Source organism: Pilosibacter sp. YYHA0881 (genome assembly GCF_051602715.1).
GTDB classification, from domain to species: domain Bacteria; phylum Bacillota; class Clostridia; order Lachnospirales; family Lachnospiraceae; genus Alitiscatomonas; species Alitiscatomonas aceti.
The window spans coordinates 1,845,639-1,868,037 of record NZ_CP175657.1 but is presented as its reverse complement, the minus strand read 5'-3'; the positions used below and the strand labels follow the sequence as shown (position 1 = coordinate 1,868,037).

The 22,399-nt window shown below is 53.3% G+C and carries 18 protein-coding genes; 14 read left to right on the top strand and 4 right to left on the bottom strand.

All coding sequences use genetic code 11. The features are described 5' to 3' along the window. Nucleotides 1-217: 217 nt before the first annotated feature. The 4 genes from ACI6NM_RS08605 to ACI6NM_RS08590 all read left to right on the top strand — a co-directional run bounded on the left by ACI6NM_RS08605 (nt 218) and on the right by ACI6NM_RS08590 (nt 4,893). Entirely contained in the window at nt 218-2,263 is a 2,046-nt protein-coding gene (locus ACI6NM_RS08605; protein ID WP_262427813.1) for a DHH family phosphoesterase, read from the top strand. A 1-nt stretch (nt 2,264) separates the two neighbouring features. Beyond that, nucleotides 2,265-2,711 carry a 50S ribosomal protein L9 gene (gene rplI, locus ACI6NM_RS08600; protein ID WP_022273473.1) on the top strand — a complete coding sequence of 149 codons (447 nt, stop codon included), beginning with the start codon at nt 2,265-2,267 and terminating at the stop codon, nt 2,709-2,711. Nucleotides 2,712-2,715: 4 nt separating this feature from the next. Then, nucleotides 2,716-4,053 (top strand): replicative DNA helicase, encoded by a 1,338-nt coding sequence (gene dnaB, locus ACI6NM_RS08595; RefSeq protein WP_022273474.1) that lies wholly within the window; start codon nt 2,716-2,718, stop codon nt 4,051-4,053. A 171-nt stretch (nt 4,054-4,224) separates the two neighbouring features. Next, nucleotides 4,225-4,893 (top strand): MerR family transcriptional regulator, encoded by a 669-nt coding sequence (locus ACI6NM_RS08590; RefSeq protein ID WP_215653054.1) that lies wholly within the window; start codon nt 4,225-4,227, stop codon nt 4,891-4,893. 81 nt (nt 4,894-4,974) lie between these two features. Here ACI6NM_RS08590 and ACI6NM_RS08585 read toward each other — a convergent pair whose 3' ends face one another. Next, nucleotides 4,975-5,145, bottom strand: coding sequence for a DUF362 domain-containing protein (locus ACI6NM_RS08585; protein WP_022273476.1), 171 nt, complete (start codon nt 5,143-5,145; stop codon nt 4,975-4,977). Between the two features lie 96 nt (nt 5,146-5,241). Continuing rightward, nucleotides 5,242-6,417: a metal-dependent hydrolase family protein gene (locus ACI6NM_RS08580; protein WP_022273477.1), complete on the bottom strand. Its 1,176-nt coding sequence runs from the start codon at nt 6,415-6,417 to the stop codon at nt 5,242-5,244. Between the two features lie 296 nt (nt 6,418-6,713). Here ACI6NM_RS08580 and ACI6NM_RS08575 point away from each other — a divergent pair, with 296 nt between their 5' ends. Continuing rightward, on the top strand, nt 6,714-7,850 hold the full coding sequence (locus ACI6NM_RS08575; protein WP_262427812.1) for a M20 family metallopeptidase: 1,137 nt from the start codon (nt 6,714-6,716) through the stop codon (nt 7,848-7,850). Nucleotides 7,851-7,969: 119 nt separating this feature from the next. Here the strand turns inward: ACI6NM_RS08575 and ACI6NM_RS08570 are convergent, their stop codons facing one another. Then, complete coding sequence (locus ACI6NM_RS08570) at nt 7,970-9,307, bottom strand: AAA family ATPase (RefSeq protein WP_262427817.1); 1,338 nt, start codon at nt 9,305-9,307, stop codon at nt 7,970-7,972. Nucleotides 9,308-9,650: 343 nt separating this feature from the next. Between ACI6NM_RS08570 and ACI6NM_RS08565 the strand changes: the two genes are divergently transcribed. The 7 genes from ACI6NM_RS08565 to add all read left to right on the top strand — a co-directional run bounded on the left by ACI6NM_RS08565 (nt 9,651) and on the right by add (nt 17,544). After that, entirely contained in the window at nt 9,651-10,220 is a 570-nt protein-coding gene (locus ACI6NM_RS08565; RefSeq protein ID WP_262427811.1) for a biotin transporter BioY, read from the top strand. Between the two features lie 171 nt (nt 10,221-10,391). Next, nucleotides 10,392-11,711, top strand: a complete 1,320-nt coding sequence (locus ACI6NM_RS08560) for an amidohydrolase (RefSeq protein ID WP_262427810.1) — start codon at nt 10,392-10,394, stop codon at nt 11,709-11,711. Between the two features lie 6 nt (nt 11,712-11,717). Continuing rightward, nucleotides 11,718-12,917: a BMP family ABC transporter substrate-binding protein gene (locus ACI6NM_RS08555; RefSeq protein WP_262427809.1), complete on the top strand. Its 1,200-nt coding sequence runs from the start codon at nt 11,718-11,720 to the stop codon at nt 12,915-12,917. Nucleotides 12,918-13,016: 99 nt separating this feature from the next. After that, on the top strand, nt 13,017-14,573 hold the full coding sequence (locus tag ACI6NM_RS08550) for an ABC transporter ATP-binding protein (protein ID WP_022273486.1): 1,557 nt from the start codon (nt 13,017-13,019) through the stop codon (nt 14,571-14,573). Beyond that, a complete protein-coding gene (locus tag ACI6NM_RS08545) occupies nt 14,566-15,612 on the top strand; it encodes an ABC transporter permease (RefSeq protein ID WP_022273487.1) in 1,047 nt (348 codons plus the stop codon). Before ACI6NM_RS08550 ends, ACI6NM_RS08545 begins: the two co-directional genes overlap by 8 nt. A gap of 2 nt (nt 15,613-15,614) precedes the next feature. After that, complete coding sequence (locus ACI6NM_RS08540) at nt 15,615-16,562, top strand: ABC transporter permease (RefSeq protein ID WP_262427808.1); 948 nt, start codon at nt 15,615-15,617, stop codon at nt 16,560-16,562. A 22-nt stretch (nt 16,563-16,584) separates the two neighbouring features. Then, on the top strand, nt 16,585-17,544 hold the full coding sequence (gene add, locus ACI6NM_RS08535) for an adenosine deaminase (protein ID WP_262427807.1): 960 nt from the start codon (nt 16,585-16,587) through the stop codon (nt 17,542-17,544). Nucleotides 17,545-17,681: 137 nt separating this feature from the next. Here the strand turns inward: add and ACI6NM_RS08530 are convergent, their stop codons facing one another. After that, nucleotides 17,682-19,460 (bottom strand): PspC-like choline-binding domain-containing protein, encoded by a 1,779-nt coding sequence (locus ACI6NM_RS08530; RefSeq protein WP_262427806.1) that lies wholly within the window; start codon nt 19,458-19,460, stop codon nt 17,682-17,684. Between the two features lie 330 nt (nt 19,461-19,790). Between ACI6NM_RS08530 and ACI6NM_RS08525 the strand changes: the two genes are divergently transcribed. Together ACI6NM_RS08525 and ACI6NM_RS08520 are read left to right on the top strand one after the other, a co-directional pair. After that, nucleotides 19,791-20,549: an exodeoxyribonuclease III gene (locus ACI6NM_RS08525; protein ID WP_022273490.1), complete on the top strand. Its 759-nt coding sequence runs from the start codon at nt 19,791-19,793 to the stop codon at nt 20,547-20,549. 19 nt (nt 20,550-20,568) lie between these two features. Further along, nucleotides 20,569-22,386 carry an ABC-F family ATP-binding cassette domain-containing protein gene (locus ACI6NM_RS08520; RefSeq protein WP_262427805.1) on the top strand — a complete coding sequence of 606 codons (1,818 nt, stop codon included), beginning with the start codon at nt 20,569-20,571 and terminating at the stop codon, nt 22,384-22,386. Nucleotides 22,387-22,399 lie beyond the last annotated feature (13 nt).

The window sequence follows — 22,399 nt, the reverse complement described above, 5'->3', positions numbered from 1 at the left end:
GATGCCGGGAAGGGGGTCTGCCGCGGCCGTCTCCGGCGGCACCACTCAATATATTACACAGATTCTGTGGAATGTCAACCGGGGGAGAAAGAAGCCCTGTGAAAAGCACGGTTAAAATTTACAAACAAGGCGGGATATGATATAATGGTGAACATATAAGGAATTTTGCGTTGTTGTTCTGCCATGGTCCGCAGGGGCCTGGAAATAGGAGAAAAGCATGAAAGAGAATAAAAAGGTCAGGAATGTGCTGCAGAAATACATGCAGTGGCCCGTGGTACTTTCGGCCCTGGTCCTCTGCGCCAATGGGGCGGTAGGCCTGGTTTCCGGCAAAGCCGGTATGGTCATGGCCGTGTTTACGGTCCTGTATGCATTCTGCGCGGGGGTCCTCTTCTGGTATGGAAAAAAGCGGATCCTGACAGGGCTTGTGGGCTTTGCCGCGGATTTTGACCAGAGCCAGAAGAACCTGATGGCTTCCATGGAGCTGCCTTACGGCATCGCCGATGAAGCGGGACGTCTTTTGTGGACCAACCGGGCGTTTTCTGCGGTGATCAGGGACGAAAAGAGCGCCAGGAGGAGCCTTACGGTCCTGTTCACGGAGATCACAGAGGAAGGCCTGGAAAAAATGGACCATGCCCTGGAGGTCCAGTGCGCGTATGGGGGAGCCATTTACAGGGCCTCTATAAAGCGTGTGACGATCCAGTCGGACAGCGGCCTGCTTTCCGCTGCGCCAGGCCAGAAGACGGAGCAGCAGGTGTTGGCCGTATACCTTTATGACGAGACAGAGATCCATGAATATATGCAGGCCATCACGGACCAGAAAATGGTGGCAGGTCTTATTTATCTGGATAACTATGATGAAGCGCTGGAGAGCGTGGAGGAGGTGCGCCGGTCGCTTCTGGTGGCCCTCATTGACCGGAAGGTCAGCAAATATATTTCCGGAGTCAACGGCATCGTAAAAAAGATGGAAAAGGACAAATATTTCTTTGCCATCGAGCAGAAATATATGCCGTCCCTGGAGGCGGAGCGGTTCAGTCTCCTGGAGGATGTAAAGACCGTTAATATCGGAAATGAGATGGCCGTTACCTTGAGTATCGGGATCGGCATCAACGGCGATACGTATATCCGCAACTATGAGTACGCCCGGACCGCCATCGACATGGCCCTGGGCCGCGGCGGTGATCAGGCCGTGGTGAAGAACGGGGAAAAGATCCAGTATTACGGAGGAAAATCCCAGCAGCTGGAGAAGACCACCCGTGTTAAGGCCAGAGTCAAGGCTCATGCCCTCCGGGAGCTTCTGGAGACCAAGGACCGGCTTCTGATCATGGGCCACAAGATCGGGGACATCGATTCCTTCGGTTCTGCCATTGGTGTATACCGGATCGCCGCAGCCCTTGGGAAAAAGGCTCATATCGTCATCAACGAGGTCACCTCATCGGTACGGCCCATGATGGACCGGTTTATCAATAACAGCGATTATCCCCAGGATCTGTTCCTGATGGGAGACGATGCGGCGGAGCTGGCGGACCCGTCCACAGCCCTTGTGGTGGTGGATGTGAACCGTCCCAGCTATACGGAAGAGCCCCGGCTTTTAAATCTGGTAAAGACCATTGTGGTCATCGACCATCACCGCCAGTCCAGCGAGATCATCAGCAACGCTACCTTATCCTATGTGGAGCCCTATGCCTCCTCGGCCTGTGAGCTGGTGGCGGAGATCCTGCAGTATGTGACGGACAGCATCCGGATCAAATCCCTGGAGGCCGACGCCATGTACGCCGGTATCGTCATCGATACCAACAATTTCACAAACCAGGCAGGAGTCAGGACCTTCGAGGCCGCGGCGTTCTTAAGGAGGAACGGCGCCGATGTGACCAGGGTAAGGAAGCTGTTCCGGGATAAAATGGAGGACTACAAGGCCAGGGCAGAGGCAGTCCGCCAGGCGGAGGTCTTTGAGGGAGCCTTTGCCATCAGCGTATGTCCGGCTGAGAATGTGGAAAGTCCCACGGTGGTTGGGGCCCAGGCGGCCAACGAGCTTTTGGATATCATCGGCATCAAGGCCTCTGTGGTCTTGACCCCCTATAACGGAAAGATCTATGTCAGCGCCCGCTCCATTGATGAGATCAACGTCCAGGTAATGATGGAAAAGCTGGGCGGAGGCGGACACAGGACCATCGCCGGAGCCCAGCTTCCCGGAGCGACTGTGGAGGAGGCAAAGGAAAAGATCAAAGATGTGATCCTGGCGATGAAACAGAAAGGAGAATTTTAACGTGGAAGTTGTATTATTAGAGGATGTAAAGGCACTTGGAAAAAAAGGACAGATCGTAAAGGTCAACGACGGATATGCAAGAAACTTTATCCTGCCGAAGAAGTTGGGCGTAGAGGCCAACACAAAGAATCTGAACGATCTGAAGCTCCAGAAGGCCAACGAAGCCAAGGTGGCTGCAGAGCAGCTGGCAGAGGCAAAGGCCCTGGCTGCAAAGATCGACGAACTTTCGGTGACAGTCTCCATCAAGGCCGGAGAGGGCGGAAGGACCTTTGGCTCCGTTTCCACAAAGGAGATCGCCAAGGCAGCGGCCGACCAGTTACATCTGGATATTGATAAGAAGAAAATGGTCTTAACGGATCCCATCCGCAGCCTTGGAACCTTTGAGGTGCCCATTAAGCTCCACAAGGACGTAACTGCAAAGCTGAGAGTCAAGGTGACAGAGGCGTAAGGATATGGAAGAAGCGTTAGTAAAGCGGGTGCTCCCCCACAGCGTGGAGGCGGAGCAGTCGGTCATCGGCGCCATGCTGATGGACCGGGATGCGATCATCGCCGCGTCAGAGACCGTCGTGGCCGATGAGTTTTACCAGCGCCAGTACGGCGTCATGTTCGAGACCATGGTGGAGCTGTTCAACGAAGGCCAGCCGGTGGATCTGGTGACCCTCCAGAACCGGCTGAAGGAAAAGGACGTGCCGCCGGAGGTATGCAGCCTGGACGCCGTCCGGGACATCATGGCTACGGTGCCCACGTCGGCCAATGTGCGGTCCTATGCTGCCATTGTCCACGAGAAGGCGGTCCTTCGCCGCCTGATCAAGATCAACGAAGAGATCGCCAATTCCTGCTATGCGGGAAAGGAGCCGCTGGATACGATCCTGGCAGACACGGAAAAACAGATCTTCCATCTGCTCCAGAGCCGGACCGGCGGCGATTTTGTCCCCATCCGCCAGGTGGCCCTGAATGTTCTGGATAAGATCGAGCAGGCCACCCGTTCCAAATCCACAGTGACAGGACTGGCTACCGGCTTTATCGATCTGGACTACCGGATGTCGGGCCTCCAGCCGTCGGACCTGATCCTCATCGCCGCCCGTCCGTCCATGGGAAAGACGGCCTTTGTACTGAATATAGCGGATTATATCGCGGTGCGCCGCCAGAAAACGTGTCTGATCTTCAGTCTGGAGATGTCCAAAGAGCAGCTGGTGAACCGAATGCTTGCTATGGAGTCCAACGTGGATTCCCAGAAGCTGCGGACGGGAACGCTGACAGACGCCGACTGGGACGCAGTGGTAGAGGGCATCGGCACCATCGGGAATTCAAAGCTGATCATCGACGATACCCCGGGTATCTCTGTTATGGAGCTGCGGTCCAAATGCCGGAAGGTGAAGCTGGAATACGGCCTGGATCTGGTGATGATCGACTACCTCCAGCTGATGACCGGAAGCGCGAAAAACGGCGACAACCGCCAGCAGGAGATCTCGGAGATCTCCCGTTCCTTAAAGGCCCTGGCCCGCGAGCTCAACGCCCCGGTCATCGCCCTGTCCCAGCTTTCCCGTGCCTGCGAATCCAGGACGGACCACAGGCCCATGCTTTCGGACCTGCGTGAGTCGGGAGCCATTGAGCAGGACGCGGACGTGGTCATGTTCCTGTATAGGGACGATTATTATAATAAAGACACAGATACGCCCAATGTGGCGGAGGTCATTATTGCCAAACAGCGTAACGGCCCTATCGGCACCGTAAACCTGGGCTGGAGGCCGGAGCTCACAAGGTTTGTGAACATGGCCAAGGAGCAGTAAGCCCATTCAGACTGTATCTCAACATTTTTGGAATATTCTGGAACGTCCTCACATATATTATGATATCAGGGTCAAAAGGCCGATCGATTCGACACAAGGCTGCTTGCAGGCGATTTTAAGACCTGAGCCCCTAACATCGTATTATGTAACAGGGAAAGGAAGAGGACAACCATGGCAGATACGCACTATCTGATCTCCGATGCCTCGAGGAAGGTGGATGTTGAATCCCACGTTCTCAGGTATTGGGAAGAAGAGCTGGAAATGAATATACCAAGGAATGAGATGGGACACAGATATTATACGGAGCTTCATATCCGGCTTTTTAAGCAGATCAAGGAGCTGAAGGAGAAGGGATATCAGCTCAAGGCCATTAAAGCGGCGCTTGCCAGATCCCTGGAATCAGATGGGGAAGTGGTTGTTCCCAATGATATTCTGGAGGAGGATGTTGTGGCTGCTTTAAAGGATCATACGGAGCATGAGGATGAAAAAGTAAAAAACATGGATGACCGGGCCCTGACGACCATGATGGCTGAGGAACGGGCGGAGCAGTTCCGGGCCATGCTGGGACAAATGATTGGACAGGCCATCGAGGAAAACAATGAGAAGCTGAGTCAGGATATCAGCCGCATGGTCAACGACAAGGTCTTAAAAGAGGTGGACTACCTGATGCGGGTGGCTGATGAAAGAGATGAGGAGCGGTTCCGCCAGCTGGATGAGACGATCCGTCTGTACCAGCGGGAAAACAAGGGAAAGGCGGAGGCCGCCGCATCCCGGATCCCGTTTTTTTCCGGGGGCTTTGGGAAAAAGAAGAAGTTTGGGAGAAATGGGAACAAGCTGTAAAATAAAAATGATCATAACAAAAAAGCTGCTGTCGCAAATAAAGCGCAGCAGCTTTTATGTATTCTTCTAATACGTGAGATATTAGCCCTCGCTGATAGCGCCAGTGGGACATACACCTGCACATGTTCCGCAGCTGATGCATGCATCTGCATCGATCTCGTATTTGCCGTCTCCCTGAGAGATTGCATTTACCGGACATTCGCCAGCGCAGGAACCGCAGCTAACGCAAGTATCGTTAATTACATATGCCATGATGAATTACCTCCTTTTTTTATCATTGTATACATTCTATAATAAACACTGAAAATATTCAAGAGGAATTTTCAAGAAACACAGGCAACCGATGTATTATTTCTCAAACACGACGTCTCCGCCCAGGACAGTCATGGAGCAGTCCAGAATAGCGTGGATATCCTCCAGCGGGCTCTTTTCAAAGACAGCGAAGTTCGCCTTTTTGCCCGGGGTGATGGAGCCATGGGTGTCCTTTACATCCATGAGCTCGGCAGCGTTGATGGTGCCGCACTGGATGGCCTCCATGGGGGTCATTCCGTTTTCCACCATCAGGATACACTCAAAGCCAGTCATATCGTATTTATTGAAGGGAGTTCCCGCATCGGTTCCCAGGGCGATCTTAACGCCTGCCTTATGGGCGCGGCGGAAGGTATCCTGGTGGGCGTCGATGGTCTTTTCTACCTTCTTCACCATGTAATCGGGGATCCCGGCGTCCGTGCCGTATTTTTTGATCCAGTAGGGAGCGGCCAGGGTGGGAACGAAGAACACGTTGTGCTCCTTCATGAAGTCGAAGCACCAGTCGTCCATGAAGAAGCCGTGCTCGATGGAGTCCACGCCGGCCCGGAGAGCGTTTTTGATGCCTTCCATGCCCTGGGCATGAGTGAAGGTTTTGGCCCCTGCCTTGTGGGCTTCTTCGATGGCTGCGCGGAGCTCCTCTTCGGTGAGCTGCGGGGAGCCCGGCTCAACGCCCTTGGTCATAACGCCTCCGGTGGCCATGACCTTGATCCAGTTGGCGCCGGCCTTTAACTGCTCTCTGGCTGCTCTTCTGCAGTCGTCGGGACCGTCAGCCTCACGGCCGGAGTCGTGGCCGTGTCCTCCGGTCATACAGATACAGCGGCATGCAGTCTGCATTTCCGGAGCCAGGATCTCGCCCTTTAACTGGGCGTCGTGGAGATCCACATCAATATATTTGGGCGCGCCTGCGTCACGGATGTAGGTCACGCCGGAATTTAACAGTGTTTTTAAATTCTTAAGGGCCCGGATGGTGACAGCGGCGTCAGAAATGGTTTCCTTTGCGCCGGTCCCGGCATCGGAGCACATATGTACATGGCAGTTGAAAAGCCCGGGGAGCACGGTCCTTCCGCCCAGATCGACAACCTTTGCGCCATCGGGAGCAGCGATACTGGTTCCTACCTCTTTGATCATGCCGTTTTCCACCAGGATGCTGCCGCCGGTGAGGACGGTCTGGCCGATCACATCCACGAGATTTCCGTTGGTAAATAATGTGGTCATAAGATTCCTCCTAAATCAGATATATTTTCCAGAATAAAAAGTCTATCTATATTATATCAGTAATTTGGGATATGACAATAAAATTGTGGAGAAAATTGCGCCAGATCCAAAAAAACCATAAAAGACTCTGCCAGGTCCTTGTGAAAATGGGGAGAAGATGGTACAATGGTATCGTTGGCGCGCGCCGGCTTCTGTGTATACCGCAGAGGTCCGGGCACGCAGAATCCGCCGGAGGGGAAGCACGGCCTCCCGGTGCAGAAAACAGACAGGAAAAGGATCATGGAGGGGAATGGATCATGGATATGACAGGAATGAAGCATGAGATCGAGGCGCTTGCAGAAGCCCACAGAGAAGAATTTGAGGCGGTGAGCGCATGTATTTTTGAACATCCGGAGCTGGCGTTCCAGGAAAAGATGGCACAGAATGAATTATGCAGCCTTCTGGAACGCCACGGCTTTTCTGTAAAACGGGGAGCAGGTTCCCTGGATACGGCCTTTGTGGCGGAATATAACAGCGGAAAGCCGGGAATGACCTTTGCATTTTTATGTGAGTACGATGCCCTTCCCGAGCTGGGCCACGCCTGCGGCCATAACCTCATCGGCACCAGCGGAGCCGGAGCCGGAGTGGTTTTAAAGGAGATCATGGAAAAATACGGCATCGGCGGAACACTGAAGGTATTCGGTACCCCGGCGGAGGAAAACGGCAGCGGGAAGATCACCATGCTGGACGAGGGGATCTTTGAGGGCGTGGATATGTCCCTGATCATGCATCCCAGCGATCTGTCCATGGCCGATGATATTTCCTTTGCGGCTGTGAACAAGGTGTATACCTTCAAGGGAAAACCGGCCCATACAGCAGCCTGTCCCTGGGTGGGAGCCAGCGCTTTAAACGGTGTGATGCAGATGTTCCATGCCGTTGATTCCCAGAGGCTCCATTTTAAAGACTACACAAGGGTACACGGCATCGTCCTGGAGGGCGGTACGGCTGTGAACATCGTTCCCGAGCGGGCTGTATGCAAGTTCAATATCCGTGCTCTGGATTCGGAGTATTTAAAGGAAGTGATCGCTGTCATCGACCGGTGCGCCCAGGGTGCGGCCATGTGCGCCGGAGTGGAGGTGGAGATCTCCCAGGACGGCTACCTGATCGAGGATGTGAGAAACGACCGGAGACTGGTGGAGGCTGTGGAGAAGAACATGGACCTCATCGGCGAGCACCACATCCCCAGGGATCTGACCCAGGGGATCGGCTCCACGGACGTGGGCAACGTGACCCACGCCATGCCTGCGGCCCAGTTTTATATCGGTGTCGGCGAGGGGCTGGGGACCCATACGGCTCCCTTTGCAGAGGCTTCCGGCGGCCCGGCAGGAAAACGGGCGCTTCTGGCGGCTGTGAAGGTACTGGCTATGACAGGACTGGATATGATGGCAGAATAGGCTGGATCCGCGTCCAGCTGTCCGGAATCCCCATGGATTTCCGGATATCCGTAAGGCAGACGGCTGAAAGGGCAGAGAAGGCCCAGCCGTCTGCCTTTTTCATGCATGGAAGAGGGGGATTATCCTGCATCAACGGGCAATTCTCCCTCCTCCCAGAACCTCTGCACCTCTTTAAGCCGTTCTGCCTGTTTTTTCTCTTCTCCCGCCTCGCCAGGAATGTAGTACCGGGTTCCCTTTAAGGATTCGGGCAGACATTCCATGCGGGCGAGCTTTTCCTTCGTGTCGTGGGCGTAGACGTAGCCCTTCCCGTAATCCAGCTCCTTCATAAGTCCGGTGGGCGCGTTGCGGATCACCAGGGGGACCGGCTCGGACAGCATGTTCAGGGCATCCTTTTTGGCGTGCTCGTAGGCCATGTAAACAGAATTGGACCTGGGCGCCAGGGACAGATAGACCACGGCGTGGGTCAGGTGGATATTGCATTCCGGCATTCCCAGGAAGTGGCAGGCCTGGTAGACGGAGACCGCCAGAGTAAGGGCGTTATTATCGGCCAGTCCGATGTCCTCGGTGGCAAACCGGATCAGCCGCCGGGCGATGTACAGGGGGTCTTCCCCGGCCTCCAGCATCCGGGCCAGCCAGTAGACAGCTGCATCGGGATCGCTGTTTCGCATGGATTTATGGAGGGCGGAGATCAGATTATAATGCTCTTCACCATTCTTATCATATAGAAGGGATTTTTTGCTGATGCACTGTTCCAGGATATCCCGGGTCACAATGGTCTTTTCTGGTGTGATGGTCCCGTTGGTCACGGCCATTTCCAGCACGTTTAAAGCCGTCCGGGCGTCTCCATTGGCAAATGCCGCGATGGCGGCGATCAGCTCCTCTCCGATCTCCACATTCAGATAGCCGAGGCCTCTGGAGCTTTTTAACGCATGGTGGAGGAGCTCCGTTAAGTCGTCGGTGGAAAGAGGCTGGAGGACGAAAACGCGGCACCGGGATAAAAGAGCTGCGTTGATCTCAAAGGACGGGTTTTCCGTGGTGGCTCCGATGAGGATGATGCTGCCCTTTTCCACATAAGGAAGAAATGCGTCCTGCTGGGCCTTATTGAAGCGGTGGATCTCGTCCACAAATACCAGAGTCCGCAGCCCGGACCGGCGGCTCAGCTCCGCCCGTGCCATGACCTCCTTGATCTCTTTAATGCCACTGGTAACGGCGCTGAAATTCACAAAGTCGGCGTTGGTCCGTTTGGCGATGATGCTGGCCAGGGTGGTCTTCCCGACGCCGGGAGGCCCCCAGAAGATCATGGAAGGGATCTGGTCCTGGTCGATGAGCTGGCGCAGGAGCTTCCCCTTTCCCAGCAGGTGCTTCTGGCCCACAAAGGTCTCCAGGGATTCCGGACGCAGCCGGCTGGCCAGAGGGGACATGGTCTCTTTGTAATCAAACATGGATAACTGTTCCATCATACTGCTCACCATCCTGTATATTTTACCGTTTCCGCTCCGGAGCCCGGCTGCGGGCCGGCTCCGGAGTCCGTGTGAAAGATTTATGATATCAGTGTAGCACGCGTGGAGGGGATCCGCAAGCGGCGGCAGACGCCAGATGCTTTTTGTATCCAACAGGCTGACAGGGAGATGGACGATGGAAGCGGAAAACAAATGTAAACTATATAAAAATACAAGTTGACAATCCGAAGGATTTTGTTATAATGTAAACACAAAGATGTAACTGGTTGACAACAAGCCGGGGATGAAACGCCCGGGGCGGGGAAGGCCGGAGGAAAACGGAAAGAGGAGAGTCTGTATTATGGAAAGATCTGCTTCACTGAAAAAGGAAAAAATGACAACGACCCAGATGACGGTCACGGCGCTGATGACGGCGGTGCTGTGCATTTTCGGCCCAATGGTCTTACCGATCCCTGTCAGTCCGGTCCCCATCAGCCTGACCAATCTGGTGCTTTATTTCATGGTCTATATTCTGGGAATGAAGGCCTCTCTGATGAGCTTTTGCCTGTATCTGCTGCTGGGAGCTGTGGGCCTTCCGGTGTTTTCTGGTTTTGCTGGGGGTCTGGGAAAACTGGCAGGTCCCACAGGAGGATATCTTCTGGGCTTTGTTTTCATGACCCTGGCCGCAGGCTTCATGGTGGAGCGGTTCCCGGATCACGCCGTCCTCCACGGGATCGGAATGGCAGCCGGTACAGCTGTGTGCTATCTGTTTGGGACCGTATGGCTGGCGGAGCAGATGTCTCTGACATTTACAGAGGCCCTTGGCATAGGCGTGATCCCATACCTTCCCGGAGATGCGGCAAAGATCCTTCTGGCAGTGATCCTGGGGCCGAAGCTCCGGAGAATTGTAAGACCGATCCTTTCCAGATAATGGATTTTAAATATGATCTTAAGAACGTCCCAGGGCCTGTGAAAAGGTCCTGGGTGTTTTTTATGGCAGAATTTTGCGGCAGAATGGCTTCTTTCCTTGACACAGCCCCTATTTTCGATTATTATAACGCTGTTACCCTTTTAACGATTGAGCATACGAGGAGGGAGTACCATGAAAAAAATACATGAAGCGCTTACAGAGATCCTTCCGCGGATCATAGAGCTGAGCGAAGATATCTACTGCCACCCGGAGCTGGGATTTAAAGAATTCCGCAGCCGGGAGAAGGTGACAGAGGCCTTAAGCCAGGCAGGGATCCCTTATAAAGATGTGGCCTATACAGGACTTACGGCCACGTTGGATTCTGGAAGACCAGGCCCCGGGATCGGGCTCATCGCGGAGTTTGACGCGGTTCCTACCCTGGGCCATCCTTATGCCAATAAGGACGATTACGCGGCCCACACCTGCGGCCACTATGCCCAGACCGGCGTGATGCTGAGCCTGTTTTTAGCCATTAAGGAGTCTGGTATGCTGGAGGACCTTTGCGGAAAGGTCACTCTGCTCTTTACGCCGGGCGAAGAGTTCTGCGACATGGATTACAGAAGATCCCTGATCGCCGACGGAAAGCTGAAATATCCGTCCGGAAAGCAGGAAATGATCTATGAGGGCGTTTTTGACGATATCGATATCATGCTGTCCTGCCACGCCATGGGGCTGGATATGGAAAAATATCACGCAGAGATCGGAGCCAGCTTAAACGGCTTTATCCAGAAGCGGGCCATCTTTAAAGGAAAGGCAGCCCACGCGGGAGCCAACCCCGAGGGCGGCGTCAACGCTTTAAACGCCGCAAACCTGGCCATGACAGCTATCAACTTCCAGAGAGAGACCTTCCGGGCTGAGGACGCCATCCGCGTTCATTTTGTAATGCAGGAGGGCGGACAGACCGTTAATACGATCCCGTCCCGGACCCAGATGGAGATGTATGTGCGGGCAAAGACCGTAGACGCTATCTTTGAGACCGAGGAAAAGGTAAACCGCTCCTTAAAGGCCGGGGCCATGGCCATCGGCTGCGACCTGGAGATCCAGGATACACCTGGTTATTTCCCGCTCCACCAGGACGAAAATCTGACGGAGCTTTTGAAGAAGCATATCCGCAATTATATGGATGATTCCATGATCGCCCAGGGGACCCACGGATTCGCTTCCGGCGATATGGGCGATATCTCCATGATGTGGCCCACGGTGGAGATCGGAACCGCAGGCTTCTCCGGGACCATCCACGGCAAGGACTTTAAGACCGCAGATCCGGTCCAGGCTTTTGAGATCCCGGCCCGGTATTTTGCCGATGCCATTGAGGAGCTGCTGTCTGACGGAGGAGCGGCTGCCTGGAGGATCAAGGAGGCCTTCCGCCCCGTAATGAGCAAAACAGACTATCTGGAAAAACTGGATAGTTTGAATAAATCAACCAATTTCATTTACAGCAAAGGAGAATGACGTATTATGAAAAAGAAATTTTTATGCGGCGCTGCCGTAATGGCTATGACCGCCAGCATGCTGTTCGGATGCGCAGGAGACAGCGCTGAGGAGACCACTGCAGCCGGAAAGGAAACTTCCGCAGAGGCAGGAGCTGAAAAGGAGACAGAGGCAAAAGAGGATGCAGAAAAGAAAGAGACAGAGGCTGCTTCCGGCGAGAAGGTTAAGGTGACTCTTCTTGTGACTGGTTCCTTCGGCGATAAGGCATTCAACGATTCCGCCCAGGCAGGAATGAAGAAGATCGAGAGCGAAATGGGAGACCAGGTCGAGGTAGAGATGATCGAAATGGGAAGCGACAAGACAAAATTCGAGGGCTCCATGCTGGACGCTGCCGAGTCTGACGCCGACATCATCATCACCGGTCTCTGGGACATGAAGGAGATCACCGAGCAGGTGGCCCAGGAGTTCCCGGAGAAGAAGTTCATCATCTTTGATACAGACGTGGACTACACTCTTGGCGATCTGAGCAACGTATACTCCATGAGCTACAAGCAGAACGAGGGCGCATTTTTAGCCGGCGTTCTGGCAGCCAGCGTGACCTCTTCCGATATGGAGTTCGCCAATGAGGACGCCGTGATCGGCTTCGTAGGCGCAAAGGATACGGCAGCCGTTATCAACGACTCTGCTGTGGGCTACATCGAGGGCGCCCAGTTCGTAAATCCGGACATCAAGGTTCTGGTTTCCTACGTTGGTTCCTATGTGGACTCTGCAACTGCAAAAGAGCTGGCGCTGACCCAGTACTCCTCTGGCGCTGACTGCGTATTCGTGGCAGCAGGCCCGGCTTCCGTAGGTGTTATCGAGGCTGGCGCTGAGAGCCAGAAGTATGTGATCGGCGTGGACTCTGACCAGGCTCTGGCATATGAAGGAAAGGATGAAGCCAACTACATCATCTCCTCTGCCATCAAGGGCGTAGGCGACAGCCTTTTCAGCTCCATCGAGAGAGCCCAGGCCGGAGAGCTTCCTTACGGCGAGCATGAGACCCTTGGACTTGCAGAAGGCGCTGTGGGCCTTGCTGACAACGAGATCTACAACACCGTAGTACCGGAGGACGTAAGGACTGCTGTGGACGGTGCAAAGGAGAAGCTCCTGGCTGGCGAGGTGACTGTGGACACCGCATACGGCATGGACGAAGAGACATTAAAGGGAATCATTAACGGCGCCCAGTAATCTTTTGGGAAGACAGGCGTTTTGGAAGGCGTTGAAAGGGAGATCTCCATTTCAGCGCCTTTTGCGCAAAAGCTCGGAACCGTTACGGAGGAAAATCATATGGAGCAGGGGAATATCCTGGAAGCCCGGAATATCACAAAGGTATACCCGGGAGGAGTTGTGGCCAACCACAACGTCAATCTTAGTGTAAAAAAAGGCGAGATCCATGCGCTGGTGGGGGAAAACGGCGCGGGGAAATCTACGCTGATGAAAATGTTATTCGGCATGCTGGCACCCACCGAGGGACAGATCTTTGTGGATGGGAAGGAAGTCCACTTCACCTCCTCCGGCGATGCCATTGCCGCCGGCCTGGGAATGGTGCACCAGCACTTCATGCAGGTCCCGTCTATGACTGTGGCAGAGAATCTGATCCTGGGAGCTGAGACCGGATCACCCTTTAAGGTGGACCGGAAGAAAGCGGTGGAGATCACAAGAGAGCTGTCAGAGCGGTATAACCTGAAGGTGGAAGCAGAGGAAAAGGTAGAGGATATTTCCCTGGCCATGCGCCAGAAGCTGGAGATCCTGAAGGCCCTTTACAGAGGAGCCCATATCCTGATCCTGGACGAGCCCACGGCGGTCCTTACGCCCCAGGAGACAGAGGAGCTGTTCGAGCAGCTGCTGCTCTTAAAAGAAAGCGGACATACCATTATTTTTATTTCTCATAAACTGAACGAGGTAAAGGCTCTCTGCAACCGCATGACCATCCTGCGGGACGGAAAGACCATGGGCACCTATGAGATCTCCGATCTGGATGAGCATGAGATCTCCCGGCTGATGGTGGGCCGTGAGGTGAGTCTGGATATCGAAAAAGCGGAGGCGGATTTCGGAAAGACTGTTTTCTCTGTAAAGGATCTGGTGTATGCCGATCAGTTCGGAAAGACACGCCTGGACCATGTTTCCTTTTCTATTAAAGAGGGGCAGATCCTGGGGATCGCAGGCATCGACGGAAATGGTCAGTCAGAGCTGGTGGAGGCCATTGTGGGCACCTTAAAGCTCCAGGGCGGCCAGGTACGGTTAAATGGAGAGGACCTGACTGGGGCCTCCGTATTGAAACGCCAGGAGGCCGGCATTTCCCATGTGTCCGAGGATCGGATGCGGTACGGCTCCGCGCCGAAGCTGAGTCTGGAGGACAACGCCATCTCCAAGGTGTACTATACCGGCCAGTTAAAATCCAGGGGACTCATCGACAGCAAAAAGGTAAACGGCTTCGCAAACCGGATCCTAAAGGAGTTCCTGGTAAAATACGATAACTCGAAGCAGTCCGTGTCCGAGCTTTCCGGCGGAAACGTCCAGAAGCTGATCGTGGGACGGGAATTTGACTATGATCCAGATCTTCTTATCATGAACCAGCCCACCCGGGGCATTGACGTGGGTGCCATCGAGTTCATCCGGAAGAAGATCGTGGACATGCGGGCCAGAAAAAAGGCCATTTTACTTGTATCCGCCGACCTGAGCGAGATCCTCTCCTTAAGCGATACGATCCTGGTGATGCATGAGGGCCGGATCGTGGGCCATATCAGTGATGTAAAGAACACGTCGGAAAATGACCTGGGACTTTACATGCTGGGAGTAAAGGAAGATTCAAAAGAGCAGATCGGAGGTGCGTACTGTGAGTAAGAAATTTACAGCTGTAAGACTCCTTTGTGCCTTTGGCATCGCCTTCGTTCTGACGGTGGCCATCATCTTCGGAGTCAGTGAGGAGCCGGTGACGGCTATCTATAACCTGTTCCTGGGGCCGCTGCAGTCCAAGCGTCATTTCTTTGACGTTTTTGCCAGCAGCGTACCGCTGATCTTTACGGGTCTGGCTCTGGGACTGGTGTTTAAATCCGGAAACTTTTCCATGATCGCAGACGCCTGCCTTTACACAGGCGCTGTGGTGACCGCAGCCCTGGCCATTAAGACGGCTCTTCCTGCGGGACTTCATCCGGCAGTGATCATGCTTCTGGCCGCTGTGGTGGGCGGCATCATTGGAAGCATCCCGGCTCTCTTAAAGGTGTATTTCCACACCAACGAGCTGGTGACCTCCCTGATGTTCAACTATGTGTTCTTCTATCTGGGGATCTATACGGTCACCAAATTCCTGGCAGACCGGGCGGCCGGAACCTTTGCGTCCTTAAAGTACCAGCCCACAGCCTCCCTGGGAAGCCTCATCAGCGGAACGAAATTCCACGCCGGATATCTGATCGCCATTGCTGTGGTGATCCTGTTATACCTTTTGGTATACAAGACAAAATTCGGATATGAGATCCGTATTTCCGGAAGCAATCCGGAATTTGCCAAATATTCCGGAATCAATACGAGCCGGGTCATCATCCTGACCCAGGTGATCGCCGGTGCCGTTGCTGGTCTTGGCGGATCTGTGGAGCAGATGGCCATGTACCAGAGGTTCAACTGGCAGGATTCACCGTCCTACGCCTGGGACGGCGTGATCATCGCCATCCTTTCCGGAAATAACCCGAAGAATGTGCCCCTGGCGGCATTCTTCCTGGCCTATATCCGTGTGGGAGCAGACCTCATGTCCAGGCGGTCTGACGTTCAGAACGAGCTGGTATCCATTATCCAGGCAGTTCTGATCCTGTTTGTAACGGCAGAGCGGTTCATGGCTGGCTGGAAGCAGCGCCAGGAAGCGAAGAAAGCACTGGGAGGGGAGGCATAAATATGATCTTACAGGATATCATCAATACACTGAGTCTTCCGGAGTTTTATTTTGCCGTTTTCAGAAGCGCCACTCCGGTGCTCCTTACGACTCTGGGGGCCATGATCGCCTCCCGGTCCGGAACCAACAACATTGCCCTGGAGGGCACCATGCTGATCTCCGCCTTTGTGGGCGTTGTGGTCAGCGCCTTTACCCAGAGCGCATGGATCGGCTTTTTCGGAGCCGTGCTGGCAGGTTTTCTCATCAGCAACATACTGGCGTATTTTATTTTAAAGCTGAATTCCAATTCTGTTATCTCCGGTATCGCCTTAAATACCTTTGCATCCGGAGGAACGATCTTTGCCCTGTATCTTCTGACAGGGGAAAAGGGGGCTTCCACGTCTCTGGCGTCCTTAAAGCTCCCCAGCATCGACATCCCGGTGATCCAGGACATCCCGGTCATCGGAGCCATCCTTTCCGGCCATCATGTGCTGACGTATGCGGCTCTGATCCTGGTGGCTGTGATCTGGTACATGTTTAAATACACAGAGCTGGGCATGCATATCCGGGCTGTGGGCGAGTCTCCGGATGCCGCCGAGTCTGTGGGCATCCATGTAAAGCGGGTCAAATATACTGCCTTAAGCCTCAGCGGGATCCTGACCGGCATGGCCGGAGCCTTCCTTTCCATGGGCTATGTGGGCCTGTTCTCTGCCGGAATGACCGCAGGACGCGGCTATATCGCCCTGGCCACCCAGGCCATTGCCGCCGGAAACGCCGTGATCGGCATGCTGGCCTCCCTGCTCTTTGGCTTCTGCCAGAGCCTGGCCAACTACTTACAGTCTTCTGGTATTCCGTTGCAGTTCATCCAGATGATGCCGTATCTGATCATCATCATCGCATACACCGTTTACTGTGCCATGGTGGAACGAAATAAGAAAAAGAAGCAGATGAGGGCAGCGGCTGGAAAATAGGAATGAAAGGAGAAACTACCCAATGAGCGAAAAGAAACTGATCGAGCTCCATCTGCATCTGGACGGCTCTCTGCGTCCGGAGACCGTATGGGAGTTATCGAAGGAGCAGGGGATCGCCATTCCGGCTTCCTCTCCCGAGGACGTAAAGTTTAAAATGGAGGTCCCCGAGGACTGCAAGACCCTGGAGGAGTACCTGGAGCGGTTCGCGCTGCCTCTGATGGTGCTTCAGAGAGCCGACGCCATCGAGCGTGTGACCTTTGAGCTGGTGGAGGATCTGGCAAAAGAGGGCGTGACCTACGCAGAGATCCGCTTTGCCCCGCAGCTTTCCGTAAGCGGCGGCCTCACCCAGGACCAGGTGGTGGAGGCGGCCATCCGCGGCGCAGAGCGGGGAATGAAGGAATATCCTCGGATCCGTGTGGGGCTGATCCTCTGCTGTATGAGAGGGGATACGAACCAGGAGCTCAACATGCAGACTGTGGAGACGGCGAAAAAATACCTGGGCAGCGTGGTCTGCGCCGTGGATATCGCCGGGGCTGAGGGCCTGTTCCCCACAGAAATGTTTGTGCCGGTATTTGCAAAGGTGCGAGAATACGGTCTTCCCATGACCATCCATGCGGGTGAGGCAGCGGGACCGGACAGCATGCGTACCGCCCTTTCCTATGGCACAAAGCGCATCGGCCACGGTGTGGCGGCCATTGAGGATCCGGAGCTTGTGAAGCGTCTGGTGGAGGAAGGCATTACCCTGGAGGTCAGCGTTACCAGCAACTACCATACAAAGGTGGTGGACCGTCTGGAGGACCACCCCATCCGCCGTCTTTTTGATGCAGGCGTGCGGGTGACCATCAACTCCGACAACATGACCTGCTCCAGGACCAATGTAAATAAGGAGCTGGATCTGATGCGGACCGTGTTCGGGTTCACAGAGGAAGAAATCGAAAAAATGGAAGAATACGCCTGGGAAGCCAGATTCTTAAAGAACTAATTTTGCCAGGAGAAAAGCCGGACCCGCCGTGTGATAGCGGGGCCCGGCTTTTTTTGGGTTTGGGGACAGCAAAACGGACGGGAGATGACTCCCGCCCGTGAGCTGCAATTAGAATTTCTTAAATAATAAGTGAATAATTACTCTGCGATCGCGTTCATCAGAGTCGGATGATCCGGGGTCAGGGCAATGCTTCCGCTGATAGCCATAACAGAAGTCGGATCCAGGAAGTCAACATAGAACTCAACGTTATCTTCAGTCTCGGGATCAATGGCATATTTTGCCCATCCGTCTGTTACGAAGCCAACGTTATATTCTGTACCATCGTCGTCTTTTTCGTTTTTAGCGTTGATCAGAACATCGCCGTCTTCCTTGTACTCAACATTGGAATGCTGGATGGAGCCATTCTGGTTTACAATAAAGGTGTACTCTGTTCCTTCAATCTCCATAGTTACTGGCTGGTATTTATAGTCGTCAGACGCAACAAGATGACCCTGGAAGTATAATTTGTTGTTCTTATTACCGGTAATACCCACACCCTTGGCTTCTCCGGTTGTGGCGTTATCTTTTGTTCCGAAGTAGAATTTGAAGGTATCGTCGTTGTCATCCTTAACAGACTGGGATCCTGTCTTCATGGAACCATCATCAGAGCCACCAAAATAATACATACCAAGGGTGATTTTATCATTGCCCTTTGCGTCTACAGCGGATTCCACAATATGAACAAAATTGGAGATCATTTCTCCGTCCTTGTTAAAGAAGTAATCCTTGGAGTTGATCTTCTTTTTAGCGATGCTGATAGCTTCTCCATCGTTACCGATTTCCAGAGCGCCATCGCCTAAGCTGTACTTATAGCCGTAGCCAACAAGATCACTGTAGTCGTCATCCTGAGCCGGTACATACGCCTTACCATCGCTGTCGAGCCAATACCAGAATTTGTCGTCATCCTCGTCTTCATCATAAGCGTCTTCCGGTCTCCAGGTTTTGAACCATTTATCCTCCTGGACATGACCGTCAGCCATTTCTTCGTCATATAAACAGTAGTAGGCTACGTCTACATCCCCCAGTTTGGTCTGGCTTCCTTCTTCATCGATTTCCGCATAGGAATAAGACTTATTTGTTTCATCATAGATTCCGCCAACCCAGCCAGTCAGCATCTGACCAAGATTGTCGCTCTGGTTTCCTAAAATAAACGCCTGACCTCCGACATTGGTCTGCCTTCCGGTAGCAACCTTGCCTGTGGATTTTAAATAGTACCAGTATTCATCTGCATCTGCGTCATCGTCAGCAGTAGCTGGCTCTGTGGTGTATACCCAAGCAGATTCTACACGGGCACCTGTCTCATCGCAGTAAAAGGTATAGCTTGTATTGATGCCGTTTTCTTCGTTTACAACATCGTTGCCGTCAGCTGTTACCCAGCCAGTCAGCATCTGACCGTCAGCATCGAAGAAGAATGTGCTTCCCTTGTAAAGGATCTTCTTGTTGTCTGCTCTCTTACCTGTGGACTGGAAGTAGAACCACTCCTCATCTGCATCCTCGTCCTCATACGGAGTTGTTAATCTCCAATCATTGATGATTTTTGTACCGCTGGAGTTTACGAAATAGTAATCTCCGTCGTATTCTACCCAGCTGGAACGAACGAGCATTCCGTCATCGCCTACATAATATTCCTTACCATTGCTGGAGCAGAAGGTGTTCTCATATACATCGCCGTTGGCGTCGTAGCAGTACCACTCGCCATCTACCATCATCCAGGTGCCCTTTGCAGCTGCGAAGGATGTGATGGAAGCGCCTAATGCTAACAGAGCTGCTGCGGATACGACTGCAGCAATTTTAGTCTGCTTTCTCATAATTAATGCACTCTCCTTTTTTTCTTTTTGAAACTTTTTTGAAATTCCTAATTGCATCACGAAAGGCATTATACTTCCTATAAGAGAAATTATCGGAAGTATAGGTGAATGCAGAAATTAAGAAAAGATTAAGAAAATAAATAAAAAATAGAGATAGAAAAAGATTTAAAAACAAAAATGCAAAATACAATATAATAAATATGTAATAATAAATTTTAAAATAATTTAAATATATTATCTGTTAATTTAAGAAGCCCTGATTCAGACTTTTGTATATGGAAAATTTCTTTTAAATTGCCATGAAAGATGATATACTGGTGCTGTGAAAAACTGAGTTAAGCAGAGGGCCCCAAAGGTGGCTGCTGATTTTAGCATATGAGATATACGAGGAGAAACTTCATGAGAAAAATGATTTCCTGGAATGTCAACGGCCTCCGGGCATGCGTGGGCAAGGGATTTTTAGAATATGTAAAGGAATCGGATGCGGACATTTTCTGCATCCAGGAAAGCAAGCTCCAGGAGGGACAGATTGAACTGGACCTTCCAGGCTACCGCCAGTATTGGAATTATGCAGAGAAAAAGGGATACTCCGGCACGGCCATGTTCACAAAGGAGGAGCCGGTCTCCGTTTCCTACGGCCTGGGGATCCCGGAGCACGATAAGGAGGGGCGCGTCATCACCGCAGAATTTGACGATTACTATGTGGTCACCTGCTACACGCCCAACTCCCAGGACGGCTTAAAGCGTCTGGATTACCGGATGGAGTGGGAGGACGCGTTCCTTTCCTATCTGAAAAAGCTGGAGGAGAAAAAGCCGGTGGTCTTCTGCGGGGACTTAAACGTCGCCCATAAGGAGATCGATCTGAAGAATCCGAAGACTAACCGGAAGAACGCGGGCTTTACGGACGAGGAAAGAGAAAAATTCACAAGACTCCTGGATGCGGGCTTCATCGACACCTGGAGATACTTTAACCCGGATCTGGAGGGCGTTTACTCCTGGTGGTCCTACCGGTTTTCTGCCCGCCAGAAGAACGCCGGGTGGCGCATCGACTATTTCTGCGTATCGGACAGCCTGAAGGACCGGCTGGTGAGCGCGGCCATCCACACGGACGTTCTGGGAAGCGATCACTGTCCGGTGGAAGTGGTGATCGGGGACTAAAGGAAAGGGTATACGAATCATGAATCTTGTAACGGCAGAGCATCTGACCAAATCATATACAGAACGGCTGATCCTCAATGACACGGATTTTTCCATCAACGAAGGGGATAAGATCGGCCTGATCGGCGTCAACGGCACCGGAAAATCCACGCTTTTAAAGCTGGTGGCAGGCCTGGAGGAGCCGGATACGGGGACCGTTGTCCGCGGGAGGAACCTGGATATCCGCTATCTTCCCCAGAATCCGGTGTTTGAGGAGGGAGAAACGGTCCTGGAAAGCGTCCTCAGGGAAAACCGGAGCCGGTATCATGACCAGATCTGGGACCTGGAAAGCCAGGCAAAGGCCATGCTGAACCGGCTGGGGATCCCGGAACATGACCAGCAGATCGGACAGTTATCCGGCGGCCAGAAAAAGCGTGCGGCCCTGGCGTCAGTCCTTTTATCGCCCACGGACCTGCTGATCCTGGACGAGCCCACCAACCACCTGGACAGCGCCATGGCAGACTGGCTGGAGGAGTATTTAAAGCGGTTTAAGGGCGCGCTGCTTATGATCACCCATGACCGGTATTTTCTGGACAGCGTCACCAACCGCATCGTGGAGCTGGATAACGGGAAGCTGTACAGCTACCAGGCCAACTACGAGGGATTCCTGGAGCTGAAGGCCGGGCGTATGGATATGGAACAGGCGTCGGAGCGGAAACGCCAGTCCATCCTCCGGGTGGAGCTGGAGTGGATGAAGCGGGGAGCCCGGGCCAGATCTACCAAGCAGAAGGGGCGGATCCAGAGGTATGAGGCGCTCCGGGATGCCAAAGGGCCGGAAAAGGAGCAGGCTGTGGAAATGGAATCCATTTCCAGCCGCCTGGGAAGGACGACCGTGGAGCTGTCGGGGATCTGCAAGGCCTACGGGGACAAGGTGCTCATAAAGGACTATACGTATTTTTTTCTGAAAAATGACAGGATCGGATATATCGGCCCCAACGGCAGCGGGAAGTCCACGCTGATGAAGATCATCGCCGGATGGGAAAAGCCGGATTCCGGTACGGTGGAGATCGGACAGACGGTGAAGATCGGATATTTTTCCCAGGAAAATGAGGACATGGATACCAGCCTTAAGGTCATCGACTATATACGGAACGTGGCGGAGTACGTCCAGACAAAGGACGGGAGCATCAGCGCCTCCCAGATGCTGGAGCGGTTTTTATTCCCGCCGTCGGTGCAGTATACGGTGATCCAGAAGCTGTCCGGCGGTGAGCGGCGGCGGCTGTATCTGTTAAAGATCCTCATGAGCGCGCCCAATGTGCTGATCCTGGACGAGCCTACCAACGATCTGGACATTAAAACGCTGATGATCCTGGAGGATTACCTGGACAGCTTCCAGGGTATCGTCATCACCGTATCCCATGACCGGTATTTCCTGGACCGGGTGGTACGGCGGATCTTTGCTTTTGAGGGAGACGGCGTTCTCCGCCAGTATGAAGGCGGGTTTACGGATTATGCAGCCCGTAAGGCCGCGGAGGCTGAAGCGGAAGAGGAGAGCCGGGCGGACGTGAAGCCTGCGGCCCCTCCAAAGGAAAAGGGGCAGAGGACCCGCGGGCCGCAGAAGCTGAAATTTACCTATAAAGAACAGAAAGATTACGAGACCATCGAGGCAGATATGGCGGCTCTGGAGGAGAGGATCGCAGGGCTCGAAGAAGAGATCCAGGCATCGGCCCGGGATTTTGTAAAGCTGAACCAGCTTATGGAGGAAAAGGAAAAGGCAGAGAAAGAGCTGGAAGAAAAGATGGACCGGTGGATGTATCTGGAAGAGCTGGCGGCGAAGATCGCAGAGCAGCAGGGGTAGGCTTACAGACGTA